At 65.2% G+C, this 17653-nt stretch carries 14 protein-coding genes; 8 read left to right on the top strand and 6 right to left on the bottom strand.

Annotated features, from left to right (window positions below):
* Nucleotides 1-23: 23 nt before the first annotated feature.
* A complete protein-coding gene (locus HWE04_RS22630) occupies nt 24-413 on the bottom strand; it encodes a lysozyme inhibitor LprI family protein (RefSeq protein WP_102664592.1) in 390 nt (129 codons plus the stop codon).
* Nucleotides 414-561: 148 nt separating this feature from the next.
* Here HWE04_RS22630 and HWE04_RS22625 point away from each other — a divergent pair, with 148 nt between their 5' ends.
* The 4 genes from HWE04_RS22625 (at nt 562) to rmuC (ending at nt 5494) form a co-directional block, all read left to right on the top strand.
* Nucleotides 562-912 carry a hypothetical protein gene (locus HWE04_RS22625; RefSeq protein ID WP_077238524.1) on the top strand — a complete coding sequence of 117 codons (351 nt, stop codon included), beginning with the start codon at nt 562-564 and terminating at the stop codon, nt 910-912.
* Between the two features lie 100 nt (nt 913-1012).
* The gene (locus HWE04_RS22620) at nt 1013-3511 is read left to right on the top strand and encodes an ABC transporter permease (RefSeq protein WP_241813763.1); all 2499 of its coding nucleotides are present in this window, start codon (nt 1013-1015) and stop codon (nt 3509-3511) included.
* 81 nt (nt 3512-3592) lie between these two features.
* Nucleotides 3593-3994, top strand: a complete 402-nt coding sequence (locus HWE04_RS22615; protein WP_006463550.1) for a group II truncated hemoglobin — start codon at nt 3593-3595, stop codon at nt 3992-3994.
* 9 nt (nt 3995-4003) lie between these two features.
* Complete coding sequence (gene rmuC, locus HWE04_RS22610; protein WP_241813762.1) at nt 4004-5494, top strand: DNA recombination protein RmuC; 1491 nt, start codon at nt 4004-4006, stop codon at nt 5492-5494.
* Nucleotides 5495-5829: 335 nt separating this feature from the next.
* On the opposite strand, the gene moeA is transcribed toward rmuC, so the two are convergent.
* The 4 genes from moeA to HWE04_RS22590 form a co-directional block, all read right to left on the bottom strand.
* On the bottom strand, nt 5830-7116 hold the full coding sequence (gene moeA, locus HWE04_RS22605; RefSeq protein ID WP_241813761.1) for a molybdopterin molybdotransferase MoeA: 1287 nt from the start codon (nt 7114-7116) through the stop codon (nt 5830-5832).
* The gene (gene mobA, locus HWE04_RS22600; RefSeq protein WP_241813760.1) at nt 7113-7733 is read right to left on the bottom strand and encodes a molybdenum cofactor guanylyltransferase MobA; all 621 of its coding nucleotides are present in this window, start codon (nt 7731-7733) and stop codon (nt 7113-7115) included. Before mobA ends, moeA begins: the two co-directional genes overlap by 4 nt.
* Nucleotides 7734-7780: 47 nt before the next feature.
* Nucleotides 7781-8896: a GTP 3',8-cyclase MoaA gene (gene moaA, locus HWE04_RS22595; protein WP_241813759.1), complete on the bottom strand. Its 1116-nt coding sequence runs from the start codon at nt 8894-8896 to the stop codon at nt 7781-7783.
* Nucleotides 8897-9292: 396 nt separating this feature from the next.
* Nucleotides 9293-12550: an Rne/Rng family ribonuclease gene (locus HWE04_RS22590; protein WP_241813758.1), complete on the bottom strand. Its 3258-nt coding sequence runs from the start codon at nt 12548-12550 to the stop codon at nt 9293-9295.
* Between the two features lie 798 nt (nt 12551-13348).
* On the opposite strand from HWE04_RS22590, the gene HWE04_RS22585 reads away from it, so the two are divergent.
* The 4 genes from HWE04_RS22585 to HWE04_RS22570 all read left to right on the top strand — a co-directional run bounded on the left by HWE04_RS22585 (nt 13349) and on the right by HWE04_RS22570 (nt 16680).
* Complete coding sequence (locus tag HWE04_RS22585; RefSeq protein ID WP_039875417.1) at nt 13349-14416, top strand: RluA family pseudouridine synthase; 1068 nt, start codon at nt 13349-13351, stop codon at nt 14414-14416.
* 128 nt (nt 14417-14544) lie between these two features.
* Nucleotides 14545-15204, top strand: coding sequence for an HAD-IIIA family hydrolase (locus HWE04_RS22580; RefSeq protein ID WP_006463543.1), 660 nt, complete (start codon nt 14545-14547; stop codon nt 15202-15204).
* Nucleotides 15205-15214: 10 nt separating this feature from the next.
* Nucleotides 15215-15589 carry a Rieske (2Fe-2S) protein gene (locus tag HWE04_RS22575; protein WP_077238532.1) on the top strand — a complete coding sequence of 125 codons (375 nt, stop codon included), beginning with the start codon at nt 15215-15217 and terminating at the stop codon, nt 15587-15589.
* Between the two features lie 47 nt (nt 15590-15636).
* Nucleotides 15637-16680 (top strand): S49 family peptidase, encoded by a 1044-nt coding sequence (locus HWE04_RS22570; RefSeq protein WP_006463541.1) that lies wholly within the window; start codon nt 15637-15639, stop codon nt 16678-16680.
* Between the two features lie 90 nt (nt 16681-16770).
* Here HWE04_RS22570 and HWE04_RS22565 read toward each other — a convergent pair whose 3' ends face one another.
* Nucleotides 16771-17535 carry an SAM-dependent methyltransferase gene (locus HWE04_RS22565; RefSeq protein WP_077238534.1) on the bottom strand — a complete coding sequence of 255 codons (765 nt, stop codon included), beginning with the start codon at nt 17533-17535 and terminating at the stop codon, nt 16771-16773.
* Between the last annotated feature and the right edge of the window lie 118 nt (nt 17536-17653).

Genomic DNA, 17653 nt, shown 5'->3' with positions numbered 1-17653 from the left:
ACAGCATGAAAGTTTGCGACTGCCTAGCGTACGCAGTTCAGGTCACCCTCCTGGCAACCGGCCAGGGCCTTGAGCTCATCGGCGCGCTGCCGGGTCTTGTCGGCCAGGCAGGTCTGCAGGGCCAGCGTGGCCGCCGAGCCGCCGGCGCTGGCGGAGCTCTCGAACCGGCAGGACAGGTCGCGGTATTTCAGCCAGGCCAGTTGCACTTCGCGCAGCTGGTTCTGCTGGGCCTTGCTCAGCTTCTCGCGATAGGCCAGATAGGTGGCATTGAGGTCGCTGTCGTTCTGGGTCAGGGTCTGCGAGGCGCAGGCATTCATTTCGGCCTGGGTGGCGGCCTTGCTGCAATCGGCGGCGTAGCTGGCGCCGGCGCACAGGAACAGCAAGGCGCCCAGCAGGGGCAGGGGGGCTTTCATCGTCAGGAAACTCCGTCATGGTTACCGGATGCTCGGGATAGAATTGCATTTTGCCTGTCTTAGAAGACAGTGCGGGGTCACGGTTCTCCCAGGCGTGCAACGAAATTGCAACAAGCCGTATCCGACCCTGCCGACAAAGGAGAAACACATGGGATTGAGCTGGTTGTCTGCCATCAAGTTGATTCCCTGGGGCGATGTGGTCCAGGCCACCCCGGGCATCGTCAAGGGCGCACGTGACCTGTGGTCGCGCACCCGCAAGGCCAAGTCGGCGGTGGAGGCGCAGGAGGCCATGCCGGCGGCCAGCGATGCCGAACTGTTCGCCCAGCGCATCCGGCAGCTGGAGGCCGAACAGCTGGAAGCCAGCCAGTTGATCAACACCCTGGCCGAGCAGAATGCGCAACTGGTCGCCACCATGGACCGCATGCGCTCGCGCCTGCGCATGTTGACCGCCGGTTGCGTGCTGCTGGCCGTGGGGCTGGTGGCGCTCTGGTTGCGTTGAGCCTGCAGGCGGCGTGGAATCGGTATTGCCGCGATGGTGCAGGTATGGCCTGCGCATTTTCTGCTTCCTTTCTTGTTTCTTTTTTATTCCTGGCGACTGAATGTTCCAACAAGCATTGCGCATGACCCTGCGCGACTGGCGTACCGGTGAACTCCGCTTCCTGCTGATCGCCCTGATCGTGGCGGTGGCGGCCCTGTCGTCGGTGGGTTTCTTCGTCGACCGCATGCGCGCCGGCATGGCCCGCGACGCCCACCAGCTGCTGGGGGCCGACCTGCTGGTGGCCGCCGACCAGCCGCTGCCGCCGCAATGGGTGCAGCAGGCCAGCCAGCAGGGGCTGCTGCAGGCCCAGACCCAGGTCTTTCCCAGCATGGCGCTGGCGGGCGAGGGCGATGCGGCACGTTCGGTACTCTCTTCCATCAAGGCCGTCACGCCGGGCTATCCGCTGCGCGGCCAGCTCAGGCTGCGCGCCGCCGATGGTAGCGACCGGCCGGCCGAAGGCATTCCACAGCCGGGGACGGTGTGGGTGGACCCGCAGATCCTGTCGCAACTGGACGTGAAGCTGGGCGATACCATCAAGCTGGGCGACTTGCCCCTGAAGATCGCCGCCATCATCTCGGTGGAACCGGACCGCGGCAGCGCCTTCGTCAACTTCGCCCCCCGCGTGATGCTGGGCCAAGCCGATCTGGCCGCCACCCATCTGGTGCAGCTCGGCTCACGGGTGACCTACCGGCTGCTGATCGCCGGCCCGGCCGGGGAGGTCCAGCGCTACCAGAAGCAGATCGAGCGCCAGATCGACGCCGAGAAGCTGCGCGGCGTGCGCCTGGAGTCATTGGAAAACGGTCGTCCCGAGATGCGCGCCACGCTGGACCGGGCCGAACAGTTCCTCTCGCTGGTGGGCCTGCTCTCGGCCATGCTGGCGGCGCTGGCGGTGGCCATGGCGGCGCGCCGCTTCATGCTGCGCCATCTGGATGCCTGCGCCATGCTGCGTTGTTTCGGCATGACCCAGGCGCAGGTGACGCGGCTGTATCTGACCGAATTCATCGTCATCGGCCTGGCCGCCAGCGTGATTGGCATGCTGGTCGGCTTTGCCGCGCATTTTGCGCTGCTGCAGTGGCTGGGCAGCTTCATGCCGACCGCCTTGCCGGCGCCGGGCTGGGCACCGGCGGTGCAGGGCGTGGCCACTGGCCTGCTGTTGCTGCTCGGCTTTGCGCTGCCGCCCATCCTGCAGTTGCGCAATGTGCCGCATAACCGGGTGATCCGGCGCGACCAGGGCGCACCGCAGGCGATGACGGTGCTCACCTATGTGTTGGGGACGCTGGTGTTTTCGGGCTTGCTGCTGTGGCAGGCCGGCGACCTCAAGCTGGGCTTGCTGACCATTGCCGGCTTCCTCGGCGGCTTCGGCCTGTTCGCGCTGGTGGCCTGGCTTTGCCTGCGGGCGCTACGCTCCATGCGCGGCCTGGTGGATCGCCAGAGCTGGCGCTTTGCCATCGATGGCCTGCAGCGTCGACCGGCAGCCGCCGTGATGCAGGTGGTGGCGCTCGGGCTGGGCCTGATGGCGCTGCTGCTGCTGACCGTCATCCGTGGCGACCTGGTAGGTGCCTGGCGCCAGGCCACCCCGGCGGATGCGCCCAATCGTTTCATCATCAACATCCAGCCCGACCAGCGCCAGGCGGTGCAGCAGGTGCTGCAGCAGGGCGGGGTGAAGGACGCTGCCCTGTATCCGATGATTCGGGGCCGTCTGGTGCAGATCAACGGGCGCCCGGTGAACCCGGCGGATTATCAGGAAGATCGCGCCAAGCGCCTGGTCGACCGTGAATTCAACCTCTCCACCATGGCCGAGATCCCGCCCGGCAACGGCATCGTCGCTGGCCGCTGGTACGACGATCGCCAGCCGGAAGCCTCGGTGGAGCGCGGCCTGGCGCAGACCCTGGGCATCCAGTTGGGTGATCGCCTGCAATTCGACATCGCCGGCCAGTTGGTGGAGGCGCCGGTGACCAGCCTGCGCAAGCTGGAGTGGGGTTCCTTGCGGGTCAATTTCTTCGTGATCCTGAACCCGACCCTGATGCGCGATACCCCCCAGAGCTGGATCACGGCGGTGCATCTGGACCCGCAGCAGGAAGCCCTGGGCAATCGCCTGACGCGCGACTTCCCCAATCTCACCGTGGTCGATATCGGCAGCGTGCTGCGCCAGATCCAGGAGGTGGTGGGGCAGGTGATTTCGGCGGTGGAGTTCCTGTTCCTCTTCACGCTCTGCTCGGGCGTGCTGGTGCTGTATGCGGCCCTGGCCGGTTCGCAGGACGAGCGGGTGCGCGAGGCCGGCCTGTTGCGCGCCCTGGGCGCCACGCGCCAGGAGCTGTCGCGGGCGCAGCGCATCGAAGTGCTGCTGGTGGGTTCGCTGGCCGGACTGCTGGCGGCCAGCGGTGCGGCTGGCATCGGCTGGGCACTGGCGCATTACGTCTTCAATTTCGACTGGAGCTTCAGCCCGCTGGTGTGGGTGGCCGGCATGGGCTTGGGCGCTGCCTGCTCGGCGTTGGGCGGCTGGGCTGGACTGCATCACGTGCTGCGTCGTCCGCCCCTGCAGACCTTGCGCGAAGCCTGAGCCGAGGCAGGTCAAACGCCCTGCAGATCGCAGCCGGCCGGCCCGACGATGGCAGGGCGGCTGCGGTATCATGGCGGTCTTATGCAAATCGAAGATCCCAACCAACCCACCACGTTCGAACTCATCGGCGGCGCTGAAAAACTGCGCGAGATGGTCGACCGTTTCTACGACCTGATGGACCTGGAGCCGGAGTTCGCCGGCATTCGCGCGCTGCATCCGCCTTCGCTGGAGGGCTCGCGCGAGAAGACCTACATGTTCCTCTCCGGCTGGACCGGCGGTCCCAGCCTGTACATGGAAAAGTTCGGCCATCCGCGCCTGCGCGCACGTCACCTGCCTTTCCCCATCGGCATCTCCGAGCGCGACCAGTGGCTGCGCTGCATGACCTGGGCCATGCAGGACGTGGGCCTGCCCGACGAGCTGATGAAACGCCTGCTGACGGCGCTCTATCAGACCGCCGACTGGATGCGCAACAAGCCCGAGTAATTGCATTCCATGAACACATTCGAAATGATCCTGGCCGGCCTGGTGGTGGTCGGCATCGTCTTGCAGGTACTGGTGCTGCTGCTGCTGCTGCGTGGTGGCTCGCGCGACGACCCGGGGGCTGCCATCGAGGACATGCTGCTGCAACTGCAGCAGGAGCTGCAACGCCACCAGCAGGACACCGGCGAGCGCATCGAGCGCGAATTGCGCAGCCAGGTCCAGGCCAGCGCCCAGAGCACGCGCCAGGAGCTGGGCAGCAACTTCGCCCAATTGCAGCAGACGCTGGCCACGCAGATGTCCAGCGTGGCCGGCCTGCAGAACCAGCAGATCGACGGCTTCGCACGGCAACTGGTGAAACTGAACGAAACCAACGCCCAGCAACTGGACAGCATGCGCCAGTCCATGACGCTGCAGGCACAGGTCAACCGCGAAGAGCAGGCGGTTTCGCTCAAGCGCTTCGGCGATACCCTGAACCAGCAACTGTCGGCACTGACCGAATCCAATGCCCAACGCATGGGCGAAGTGCGGGCCACGCTGGAAGCCCGCATCAAGGATCTGCAGAACGACAACGCGCTCAAGCTGGAAGAGATGCGCAAGACCGTGGACGAGAAGCTGCACGCCACGCTGGAGCAGCGCCTGGGTGAATCCTTCAAGCTGGTCTCGGACCGCCTGGACAAGGTGCATCAGGGCCTGGGCGAGATGCAGCAGCTGGCCACCGGCGTGGGCGATCTCAAGCGCGTGCTGACCAACGTCAAGACCCGTGGCACCTGGGGTGAAGTGCAGCTGGAAATCCTGCTGGAACAGATGCTCACGCCCGAGCAGTACGCCAAGAACGTCGAGACCGTGCGCGGCACCGGCGAGCGCGTGGAATTCGCCATCCGCCTGCCGGGAGCGAAGGAAGAGGGCGAGCCGGTGTGGATGCCCATCGACGCCAAATTCCCCAAGGAACAGTACGAACGCCTGGTCGATGCGGCCGAGCGTGCCGACGCCGATGGCGTGGCCAGCGCCGGCAAGGAGCTGGAGCGCGCCGTGCGCAACGAGGCCAAGACCATCGCCGAGAAATACCTCTCGCCCCCGCTGACGACCGATTTCGCGATCCTGTTCCTGCCCACCGAAGGCCTGTATGCCGAGGTGATGCGCCGACCGGGCCTGTCCGACGATCTGCAGCGTACCTGCCGGGTGACCATCGCCGGGCCGTCGACGCTGTCGGCACTGTTGAACAGCCTGCAGATGGGCTTCCGCACGCTGGCGCTGGAGAAGCGGTCCTCCGAAGTGTGGCAGGTGCTGGGCGCGGTCAAGACCGAGTTCGGCAAGTTCGGCGAAGTGCTGGCCTCGACCAAGGCGGCGCTGGAACGCGCTGCCCGCAATATCGATCAGGCCGAGACCCGTACGCGCCAGATGAACCGCAAGCTCAAGTCGGTGGAGGCGCTGCCGGCGGAAAGTGCGCAGAAGCTGCTGGGGACGGCAGAGCTGGACCTGGGCGATACGGACGATGCGGTCTGAGCGGCTGATGCTTCGGCCAGAAAACGAAAAAGCGCGGCCAAGGCCGTAATGCCGTTCAGTTAAGCTTGTTACCAGCCCGAAAACCTGCTCAGACTTTGCTTGCGCCACCGCTGACCGTTCGTCCTGAGTAGCGGCGTAGCCGCGTATCGAAGGCCCGCCACAAGCTGAGCAGCGCCTTCGATACGGCCCTAAAGGGCCTACTCAGTCCGAACGGTTTCAAATGGCTTGAAGAGAACCAAGCAAAATCGCCGCGCCAAAGTCAGCTGGCGCGGCGATTTTTTCTTAACTGAACGTTATTACGGCCTTGGCCGCGCTTTTTTCATGCCGGGGCGGTTTCAGACCAGCCCGTCGAACAGCACCACCGAGACCTCTTCGCCGGCAGCCACGTCGCCGCGCTCATGCTCCAGTTCGAGGATGCAGTTGGCGTCCGACATCGAGCGCAGGATGCCCGAGCCCTGCATGCCGGTCAGGCGCACGCTCCAGCGGCCATCGGCGTCGGGTGCCAGGATGCCGCGCTGGTATTCGGTGCGACCGGCTTTCTTGCGAATGGGTGTGGCGGTCGTCACCCGCAGGCGTGGCAAGGGCCGGGACTCGGCACCGGCCAGCCGCAGCAGGGCGTCGCGCACGAAGAAGGAAAAACTGACGGTCACCGCCACCGGGTTGCCGGGCAGGCCGAACAGGTAGGCATCGCGCCCACGCGAGCTGATGCGGCCAAAGGCCAGTGGCCGGCCGGGACGCATGGCGATCTTCCAGAACGTCATTTCACCCAGGCTGGCCATGATCTGCCTGGTGTAGTCGGCGGCACCCACCGACACGCCACCGGAGGTGATGACGGCGTCGGCCTCTTCACAGGCACTGCGAAAGGCTGCCTCCAGCGCCACCGGATCGTCCGGCACCACGCCCATGTCCAGCACCTCGCAACCCAGGCGGGTCAGCATGCCGTGCAGGGTGTAGCGGTTGGAGTCATAGACGCAGCCAGCGTCCAGCGGCTCGCCCACCGAGCGCAGTTCGTCGCCGGTGGAGAAGAAGGCCACGCGCAGGCGGCGCTGCACCGGAACCTCGGCGATGCCCAGCGAGGCCAGCAGGCCGATGTCGGAGGGCCGCAGGATACGCCCGCTCGGCAGCGCCACGCTGCCTTGCATCAGGTCTTCGCCGCGTAGGCGGCGGTTGTCGCCGGGCCGTACGCGCCCGGCCGGCAGGGTTACGCCCTGGTCGTCGGCGTCGGTGGTCAGTTCCTGCGGGATGACGGTGTCGCATCCGTCCGGCATGGGGGCGCCGGTCATGATGCGCACGCACTGGCCGCGTTGCACGCTGCCCTCGAAGCGCTGCCCGGCATGGACCGGGCCGACGATCTGCAGGCGCTGCGCCTGGCCGTCGGCGATGTCTTCGCCGCGCAGGGCGTAGCCATCCATGGCCGAGTTGTCATGGGCCGGCACATCGATGCGGGAGATGATGTCCTGCGCCAGCACCCGCGAGAGCGCGCTGCGGATGGCCAGCTTTTCCACCGTCTCGATGGGGGTGATGAAGTCCTGGATCACGGCCTGGGCACGGGCCACGGTCATGGCGTGAGGGTCATAGCCGCTGATGCAGCTGACGATGTCGTTCAGGGAAGGATGGGTCATTGTTCTTCTTCGAGCCGTTGCAACTCCGGCGCGGTGTTGATGTTGCTGAAGGCGTGTTCTTCGGGGAATTCCACTTCCACGCAATGGAGGGTGGCGAACCAGCGGTCCATCTTGCGTTCACCCGTGGCCAGGAAGGCGTCCAGGGTGTCGCGGGTGCTCCTGGAGAGCAGGGCGCAGACCGGATGGCGTTGCCGGCCCTGCGCGCCGGTGGTGACGGCGATGGCGGCCTCGGCGCCAGCCTCGGCAACGGCATCGGCCAGGTGCGCCACCAGGTCATAGGGGATCAGCGGTGCATCGCAGGGGGCGCAGGCCAGCCAGGGGGTGGTGCAGTGGGCCAGACCACTCTGCAGGCCCGCCAGCGGGCCGGGGAAGCCGGCTTGCAAATCGCTCCAGACCGGATAGCCGAAGCTGGCGTAATGCAGTTGCGAGCGGTTGGCATTGACGGCCAGGGTGCCGACCTGCGGCGCCAGCCGCTCCAGCACGTGCTGGACCAGGGGCTTGCCATGCAGCGGTTGCAGGCCCTTGTCCACCCCGCCCATGCGCGTGCCGCGGCCGCCGGCCAGTACCAAGCCGGTGATGTGGCTGGCGCTCAGGGTGTTGGCGGTGGAGGAGGCCATGGCGGGTGAGGACTGGGGGCAGGGCGGCGGGAGGCGGAACTGAATGTCTAGCCGCCGATATAGGACATCTCGACCTTGCGTGCCGGTGCGGCTTGCATGGCGCTGCGCAATTCGGAATAGCGGTCGCCCCGTTGGCCCCACAATGCGGCGATGGCGCCGGCCATCTCGGCGTCGCTGGCTCCATTGCGCAGGAGGCTGCGCAGATCGTGGCCTTCGCTGGCGAACAGGCAGGTGTAGACCTTGCCCTCGGTAGAGAGCCGGGCGCGCGAGCAATCCTGGCAGAAGGCCTGGGTCACGCTGGAGATGACACCGATCTCGCCGCTGCCATCGACATAGCGCCAGCGCTCGGCGGTCTCGCCGGTGTAGTTGGGGTCGGCCACCTGGAGCGGCATCTCGGCCGAGATGCGCCGCACCACTTCGCTGGAGGGCAGTACCTCGTCCATGCGCCAGCCGTTCGAACTGCCCACGTCCATGTATTCGATGAAGCGCAGGATGGCCGGCGTCCCCTTGAAGTGGCGCGCCATAGGCAGGATCTGGTCGTCGTTGACGCCTTTCTTGACCACCATGTTGATCTTGACCGGACCCAGGCCGGCGGCGTGGGCGGCATCAATGCCTTCCAGCACGCGTGCCACCGGGAAGTCGACATCGTTCATGCGGCGGAAGCTCTCGTCATCCAGCGAATCCAGCGAGACCGTCACGCGCCGCAGGCCGGCAGCCTTGAGCGCCTGCGCCTTCTGCTTGAGCAGGGTGCCATTGGTGGTCAGGGTGAGATCCACCGGCTCGCCATCGGGCGTGCGCAAGGCGGCCAGCATGGCGATCAGGGTCTCGATGTTCTTGCGCAGCAGCGGTTCGCCGCCGGTAAGGCGGATCTTGCGCACGCCATGCGCCACGAACTGGGCGGCCACGCGGGTCAGCTCTTCGAAGGTCAGCAGGTCGGAGTGCGGCAGAAACTGGTATTGCTTGTCGAAGACATCCTTGGGCATGCAGTAGACGCAGCGAAAATTGCAGCGGTCGGTGACCGAGATGCGCAGGTCGTGCAGGGGGCGGCCCAGGGAATCGGTCAGCCAGCCGGTCGGCACCACCGCCACGGGCGCAATCACGCCTGCCGTACTGGCCGACGGCGCTTGCCGGTGATCGAGGATGGGAATGACGCGCTTGTTCATACGGGCTGGCAAAAATGGGTGTGTAAAGATAGCACGGCTAGCGCTGCGACGTTGCGGTCGGTTCATGCATATTCAGTATGCCGCAAGTGCAGGTATTGAGCGCAATGCCGCGCCGGATCTGGACTTGGGATATCCGCAGCTGGACCGCAGCGCTGCGCGGCCGGCACTGTATCGCTGCCAGGGCGGGCCAACTGTCACCAGATAGGGGACAAGCGGCGGATGACAAGAGGCGCGAGAGCGATAGTTGCCGGGCTGCGGCGACAGACTGGCCAGGAAAATTGGCGAAAACAGCAGGCCGGCGTACAGGCAGGCGAGCAGGCAAGAGCGCGGACAAGAAAAAAGGGAGCCGAAGCTCCCTTTTTCCTGGTGATCACCGGTGCGCTTGCACCCTGGCGATCAGCGACGCGTTTCCACCTGGACCAGCGGTTCGCTGGACTGCGGCGGCAGCGGCTTGCGCTCGCGCGGTACACGCGGTGCCGGCACGAAGGCGGCGGCCGCTTCCTGCGCTGCACGCAGCTTGACCGGATCGGTCGTGGCCAGCGTCAGGCCGGCTTGCGACAGCATCTGCTGCAGCGACTCCGGCTGGGCGCCATTGCCGGCATGTGCTGCAGGTGCGGCAGGTGCCGCAGTTGCTGCAGGTGCAGCAGCAACAGGTGCAGCCACTTCCACAGGAGCCGGGGCCGGATTGGCTTCGACCGCATCCAGCAGGCTGATCTGCTGCGGCAGGCTGGCTGCCGGCGCGGCTTGCTGCACGACCTCGACCTGGACCGGTGCTTCCGATGCCGCCGGGGCGGCGACAGGGGCTTGCACTGGCGCCGGGGCAGGTTCAAAGCTCGGTGCCGGGGCGAAGCTGGCGTCGATGGACGGCGCCGGCGGTTCGATGGCCTGCTGTTGCGAGAACACGGCTTCGGTCGCTTCGGCAGCGGCGGCAGCCACGGCTTCCACCGAGTTCACGCCGCTTTCCACGGCGACGGCTTCGGTATGGAGGGCAGCAGGCGCGGACACGTCGGCTGCTTCAGCAGCTTGCGCCGGAACCGGCGAGGCTGCGAAGGAAGCCTGGGCCACGGCGGCCTGGGCGACTTCCACCGGTGCTGCGGGGGCTGCAGGGGCTGCTGCGGTCACGGCTTCGCCGTTTTCGCTGCGTTCACCGGCTTCGCCAGCTTCAGCCGCATCGGCATCGGCGTTTTCGATCAGGTTGCCGTTCTCGTCACGTTCGCGACGATGACGGTTGCGACCGCCACGACGACGGCGACGGCGCGGTTCGGTGCCGCCTTCGGCGTTTTCCGAGGCTTCGACGCCTTCGCCACCTTCGCCACGTTCAACTTGCGCCAGATCCAGTTGCGCAGCCTGCTCGTCATTGGACAGGGCTACGGCACCAGCGGCCACGGCCACGCCGGCGGTTGCAGCGCCGGCTGCCAGAGCGGCTTCCAGCGGCAGACCTTCCTCGCTGCGGGCTTCCTTGCGGTCGCCACGGGGGGCGCGAGGTTCACGCGGTTGACGCGGTTCGCGGGGTTCACGACCTTCGCGACCTTCACGCGGTTCGCGTGGCTCACGGGGCTCGTTGCGACGGGCTTCCTTGGGCTCCTGGCCTTCACGGACCTGGCCTTCACGGCCCTCGCGACCTTCACGCGGCTCACGGCCTTCGCGTGGTTCACGCGCTTCCTTGGGCTCGCGCGGGCCACGCGGCGGACGCGCCTGCTTGGCATCGGCCAGTTCTCCCGCCTTTAACTCGACGGCAGCGGCGCCACGGGCATTGCGCTGTTCGCCATTGGCGTTGCGTTCGCCACGTTCGGCACGATCACCACGGTCGCTGCGGTCATTGCGATTGCGGCCACGACCGTTGCGGTCGCCGCCACGGCCATTGCGGTCGCCTTCACGCTTGGCGGGGGCCTTGGCTTCGACTGGGGCCGGTGCTTCCACCGGGGCCACGGGCTTCTTGCGGAAGAAGGCGAAGATCTTGCCCAGCAGGCCCGATTCCGGTGCCAGGGTCGGCGGCGGTACGGGGGCAGCCACTGGTTCCGGAGCCTTGCGTTCGACGATGGGGGCCGGCTGGTCGGGGGTGATGCCCTTGACCACGGCTTCCTGGCGCGGACGCACTTCTTCCTTCTGGCGCTTGCTGTAGCCGATGTCGGTATCGGCCTGCTCGGCCATGTTGTAGCTGGCTTGGGCGTCGTCCAGGCGCGGATCGTCGTGCTTGATCCGTTCCATCTTGTAGTGCGGGGTTTCCAGGTGCTTGTTGGGGATCATGATGACCGTGACGCGATGGCGCGTCTCGATCTTCAGGATTTCACCGCGCTTCTCGTTCAACAGGAAGGCGGCGACGTCCACCGGCGCCTGCACATGGATGGCGGCCGAGTTTTCCTTCATCGCCTCTTCCTGGATGATGCGCAGCACCTGCAGGGCGGAGGATTCGGTATCGCGGATGTGGCCGGTGCCGTTGCAGCGCGGGCAGGTCACGTGGCTGCCTTCGGACAGCGACGGGCGCAGGCGCTGGCGCGACAGTTCCATGAGGCCAAAGCGGGAGATTTTGCCCATCTGGACGCGGGCACGGTCGTGGTGCAGGGCGTCTTTCAGGCGACCTTCGACTTCGCGCTGGTTCTTGGAATTCTCCATGTCGATGAAGTCGATCACGATCAGGCCACCCAGGTCGCGCAGGCGCAACTGGCGGGCCACTTCATCAGCCGCTTCGAGGTTGGTGTTGAAGGCGGTGGTCTCGATGTCGCTGCCACGGGTGGCACGCGCCGAGTTCACGTCCACCGACACCAGGGCTTCGGTGTGGTCGATCACGATGGCGCCGCCGGACGGCAGCGGGACCGTACGCGAGTAGGCGGTCTCGATCTGGTGTTCGATCTGGAAGCGGGAGAACAGCGGTACGTCGTCGCGGTAGCGCTTGACGCGGTGGACCATGTCCGGCATCACGTGGGCCATGAACTGCTGGGCCTGGTCGTGGATGTCGTCGGTGTCGATCAGGATTTCGCCGATGTCGGGCTGGAAGTAGTCGCGGATGGCGCGGATGACCAGTGACGATTCCTGGTAGATCAGGAAGGCGCCCGAGGCGGACTGGCCGGCGCCTTCGATGGCGCGCCACAGTTGCATCAGGTAGTTCAGGTCCCACTGCAGTTCATCGACGTTGCGGCCGATGCCGGCGGTGCGGGCGATGACGGACATGCCGTTGGGCAGGTCCAGCTTGTCCATGGTTTCGCGCAGTTCCTGGCGGTCTTCGCCTTCGACGCGGCGGGAGACGCCACCACCACGCGGGTTGTTGGGCATCAGGACCAGGTAGCGGCCGGCCAGCGAGATGAAGGAGGTCAGGGCCGCGCCCTTGTTGCCGCGCTCTTCCTTTTCGACCTGGACGATGATTTCCTGGCCTTCGCGCAGCGCTTCCTTGATGCTGGCGTTACGGACGTCGATGCCTTCCTTGAAGTAGGACCGGGCCACTTCCTTGAAGGGCAGGAAGCCGTGGCGTTCCTCGCCGTAGTTGACGAAGCAGGCTTCCAGCGAGGGCTCGATGCGGGTGATCACGCCCTTGTAGATGTTGGACTTGCGCTGCTCGCGTCCGGTGGTTTCGATGTCGATGTCGATCAGCTTCTGACCGTCAACGATCGCTACGCGCAGTTCTTCCTGCTGCGTTGCGTTGAACAACATACGTTTCATGTTTTCACTCCGGGATCCGAAGATCCTTCAAATGGCCCGTCCGTATGTGGTAGCGGGCCAAAAGTACAGGGGATGTACGCGAGAACGAAGTGATTGGGGAGGGAATTGCCTTGATTGTGTGAGTGCGCCTTAGCGGGCGCTCCAGCACAAGGGGGCGCGGATGCAGTGGACCGGGACGCCGGGCAGCACCGTATCCGCGCCGCGCGCTCCGCCATAGGCGGTCGCGCAGGCAACTGCGGACGGTAAGCTGGTCTGTGGAGCCAAACGTAACATAGTGAGGTTGGCGACGGCGATCGGGTTCTACTGCATCAACCGGCAAGCTTCGCGATGGCCCGGCCCGAATTGCGGCATGGCCCGAGCGATGCGCTGCAAGGGGGCGGGCTGATGAGCCTGCCATGCTTGCGCTGCTGGTCGCCGGGGGGCTGTGCACTGCTGTCCTGGGTCGGGTCACCGGATGCGAGTCTTGCCAGACTTTTATCCTGATGATCCAAACAAATCTGTTCCACTTCCAAGTGCGCTGTCCGATTGCAACTGCGGTGCAAACTGGACTCGCAAAGGGAAGGTGCGTACTCGTTTCGAGGCCTTTACGTGGACCAGGCAAGCGACATGATCGGCTGTATTGTCAACCGTTGCAGCGCTTTTATTGCGTCTGCGATGCCGCGCGTCGTGGTTTTCGGGGCCCCCTTCGTCAATTTTGCAAATGAGCGAGGCTGACGAAGACTCCTCTTGTGTAGAATGTTCCTTTTTTATTCTACTAACGCCGTTTTTTGATCGGCGTCAATCGATTATATATTCAAAATGAAGGACTTAGCGAGATTTTCTAGGGGGGCTTCTGAAAGCGCCGACGCGGCGCCGGCCTCCCGGAACGCAACAGCCTCGCAGAGCGTCCCTCAGGTGCAGTTGCTGACCATTTCCGACGAAGAGGCGGGCCAGCGGATTGACAATTTCCTGCTGCGGGTTTGCAAAGGCGTTCCCAAGAGCCATATCTATCGTGTCCTGCGTTCGGGCGAGGTGCGCGTCAACAAGGGCCGTATCGACCAGACCTATCGCCTGGTCGAGGGCGATGTCGTGCGCGTGCCGCCAATACGAGTTGCAGAGAAGCAAGAAACTGTAGTCCCGGGTGCGGAATTCCGCATCCTGCTGGAAGACAGCCACATGCTGGTCATCGACAAGCCGGCCGGTGTGGCCGTGCATGGCGGGTCCGGCGTGAGCTACGGGGTCATCGAGCAGTTGCGGGCGGCACGGCCCCAGGCCAAGTTCCTGGAGCTGGTGCACCGGCTGGACCGCGACACCTCGGGCGTGCTGCTGATCGCCAAGAAGCGTTCGGCGCTGACCAACCTGCATGAACAGATGCGCGAGGGCCAGACCGACAAGCGCTACCTGACCCTGGTCCAGGGCGACTGGAAGAATGCCCGCCAGCACGTGAAGTTGCCGCTGTTCAAGTACAGCACGCCTGACGGCGAGCGCCGGGTGCGGGTGCAGGCCGATGGCCAGCCGTCCCATACGGTGTTCTCGCTCTTGCGTCGCTTCGGTGAATTTGCCCTGCTGGAAGCTGAACTGAAGACCGGTCGCACCCATCAGATCCGGGTGCACCTGTCTTCCAGCGGTTTTCCCATCGTCGGCGACGACAAGTACGGCGACTTCCCCTTGAACAAGGCGCTGCAGAAGGCCGATGGCAAGCGTATCGCTTTCAAGCGCATGTTCCTGCATGCCTGGCGCATCAGCTTCCTGCATCCGGAAACCGGCCAGACCGTCACCCTGAAGGCCGGCCTGCCCGATGAATGCGCAAAATTCCTGCGCAGCCTGGAAGGCGGGGCCGAGGGCGATCTCCTGCCCTACAACATGCTGGCTGGCGCGGAGGACTGAAGGACAGTGCACGTAGTCGGCCGGGATATGATACTTTCTGCCCGGCATTAACAAAATCGCATGTTTCGCTGCTGCCTTGTCGCGCTGGCAAGCCGGCGGCGGACATGCCCGCAGAAAGAGCATCAGACATGGCAAGAAAGCAATTCGACCTGATCGTCTTCGACTGGGATGGCACCCTGATGGACAGCACGTCCACCATCGTGCGCTGCATCCAGGCCGCAGCGCGTGACCTGGGCCTGCCGATTCCTGACAAGAGCGCAGCCTCCTATGTCATCGGCCTGGGCCTGCAGGACGCGATGCAGGCCGCCATTCCCGATGTCGACCCCAAGTACTATCCGCGCATCGTGGAGCGTTACCGCCACCATTACCTGGGCCAGGACAAGGACCTCACGCTCTTCGAGGGCGTGCCCGAAATGCTGACCGACCTGTCGCAGCAGGGCTATTTCCTGGCAGTGGCCACCGGCAAGAGCCGGGTCGGGCTGAACCGGGCCATGAACACCACCGGCCTGCTGTCCATGTTCGACGCCACCCGCTGCGCCGACGAGACCTTCTCCAAGCCGCATCCGGCCATGTTGCAGGAGCTGACCCGCGAGCTGGGCCAGGACATGCACCGCACCCTGATGATCGGCGACACCACCCACGACCTGCAGATGGCCATCAACGCCGGCGCCGCAGGCGTGGCGGTGGAGTTCGGCGCGCATCCGCCGCAGCAGTTGCAGACGCTCTCGCCGCTGTATTCGGCGCGCTCCATCCGCGAGCTGCACCAGTGGCTCAACGAGCAGGCCTGAGGACGGTTCCGTGAACGCTTCCGGCGACATCCTCATCTGCGCCTCCGGCGATCTGGCCGAAGGCGGCCTGGGCAAGCGCTTCCCGGTGCAGGTGCATGGCGACGAGACCACCGGTTTCGTGGTGCGCTACGGCGGGGTGGTCTATGGCTACCTGAACCGCTGCGCCCATGTCCCCATCGAACTGGACTGGGCCGAGGGCGAGTTCTTCGAATCCAGCGGTCTGTATCTCATGTGTGCAACACATGGCGCCGTTTACGCGCCCGATACCGGAAAATGCGAGGGCGGTCCTTGTACCGGCGCCCACTTGCGTAAGATCATGGCGGTGGAACGCGATGGCCAGGTCTACTGGCGTCCGGACGACATCGTCAAGCCCGTCGAGGCATGAGCTTCGGGGAAACCGGCGCAGGCTGCTGCGCTGCTTAGAGTGAGCCTATGAGCAACAACGAATCTGAAAACCAGCAAGACAAGCCGCCAGTCCCTCCACAAACGCCGCCATCGCCACCATCGCCCTCCATCCCCGCCAGCGTGCGCGAGGACAAGAAGAGCGGCTGGGAGCGCGACGTACTGGAAAAACTGGCCCTGTTCGCCGTCAAGGAACAGCGCGCCCGGCGCCGCTGGGGCATCTTCTTCCGCATCGCCATCCTGGTGGTGATCGTGCTGGGGGCCTGGCTGGCCTTCACCTATAACAAGACCGAGAGCGAGCCGCTGGGCACCCATACCGCCTTGGTCGAGATCAAGGGCGCCATCGATTCCGAAGGGCAGGGCTCGGCAGGGGTGGTGATCCCGGCGCTGGACAAGGCCTTTGCCGCCTCCGACTCGGTCGGCGTGATCCTCAAGATCAACAGCCCCGGCGGCAGCCCGGTACAGGCCGGCATGATCAATGACGAGATCACCCGCCTGCGCAAGGCCTATCCCAAGAAGCCGATCTACGTGGTGGTGGAGGAAGTGTGCGCCTCCGGCGGCTATTACATCGCCGCGGCGGCCGACAAGATCTACGTCAACAAGGCCAGCCTGATCGGTTCGGTGGGCGTGCTCATGGACGGCTTCGGCTTCACCGGTCTGATGGACAAGCTGGGCGTGGAACGCCGCCTGCTGACCGCGGGCGAGAACAAGAGCTTCCTCGACCCCTTCAGCCCGCAAAGCCCGAAGCAGCGTGAATACGCGCAATCGATGCTGCAGGAGATCCACCAGCAGTTCATCGAGGTGGTGCGCCAGGGTCGTGGCGCGCGCCTGAAGGAAACGCCGGATACCTTCTCTGGGCTGGTATGGACCGGTTCTAAGGCGATCGAGCTGGGTCTGGCCGATGGCTATGGCACGGTCGATAGCGTGGCCCGTGACGTACTCAAGGCCGAGGATGTGGTGGATTACACCCAGACCGAAAACCTCTCCGAACGGGTGCTCAAGAAATTCGGCGTGGCCTTCGGTGCAGGCTTTGCCAAGACGCTGATGTCGACGCCGCTTTCCACCCTGCGCTGACGCCTGGGGACGGAGCATGCAAAAAGGCCGGTTGTGTATCACAACCGGCCTTAGTCATTGGGGCGCCGCGTCTCTCGCGTTGGGGCGACGCTATTCGGCCAGCAGCAGGAAGACGGTCGGTTTCTTGTGGAAGTCCGGTGCCTTGCCGGCAGCCAGGGCGGCCTTCCACTGCGCGGCCGTCTGCGTGCGTACCGACTCGCTGGACAGCGACAGGTCGGTGGCCACGCAGATCAGCGTGCCGGGCTGGCAGGATTGCACCAGCGCCTCCAGCATGGCGGTGTTGCGATAGGGCGTTTCGATCAGCAGCTGGGTCTGCTTTTCCTTGCGGGCGCGATCTTCCAGCTGGCGGATGCGCTTGGCGCGCGCCTCGGCATCGGTAGGCAGGTAGCCGTTGAAGGCGAAGCTCTGGCCATTGAGACCACTGGCCATGACCGCCAGCAGCAAGGAAGAGGGGCCCACCAGCGGGCGCACCTGGATGCCATGCTGGTGCGCCAGCCGGACCAGGTTGGCGCCGGGGTCGGCCACCGCCGGCACGCCTGCTTCCGAGATCAGGCCACCATCACGGCCTTCCAGCAGGGGAGCCAGCAGCGAGGGCAGGGCGGCCGGCGGTGTGTTGACGTTGAGCTCGGCGATCTGGATTTCCTGGATGGGCTTGGCCAGGGCTTGGCTGCTTCCCAGGAGTTTCAGGAAGGCGCGCGTGGTCTTGGCGTTCTCGGCGACGAAATAATCCAGGCGTGCTGCGATGGCCTGCACCTGGCGCGGGATGATGCTTTCCAGCGGATGCGTCACGCTGGCGTCGGCGGGAGGCTCGGTGGGGCCCAGTGTGTTGGGAACCAGGTAAAGAATGCCGGGCATGGAAGGGAAATGGGATAAATTGTATAAAATAATATGTGCGACGCAGCATGGCAGCGCCGAGCCGCCATTCTACAGGGTGCCGGCTGTCATCAAAGTGTAATGCGCGCCGATTATCTTG

It is taken from the genome of Herbaspirillum sp. C7C2, assembly GCF_022627865.1.
Classification (GTDB): Bacteria; Pseudomonadota; Gammaproteobacteria; order Burkholderiales; family Burkholderiaceae_D; genus Herbaspirillum; species Herbaspirillum frisingense.
Note: the sequence above shows the minus strand (reverse complement) of the source record. Positions and strands in the feature narration are given on the sequence as shown.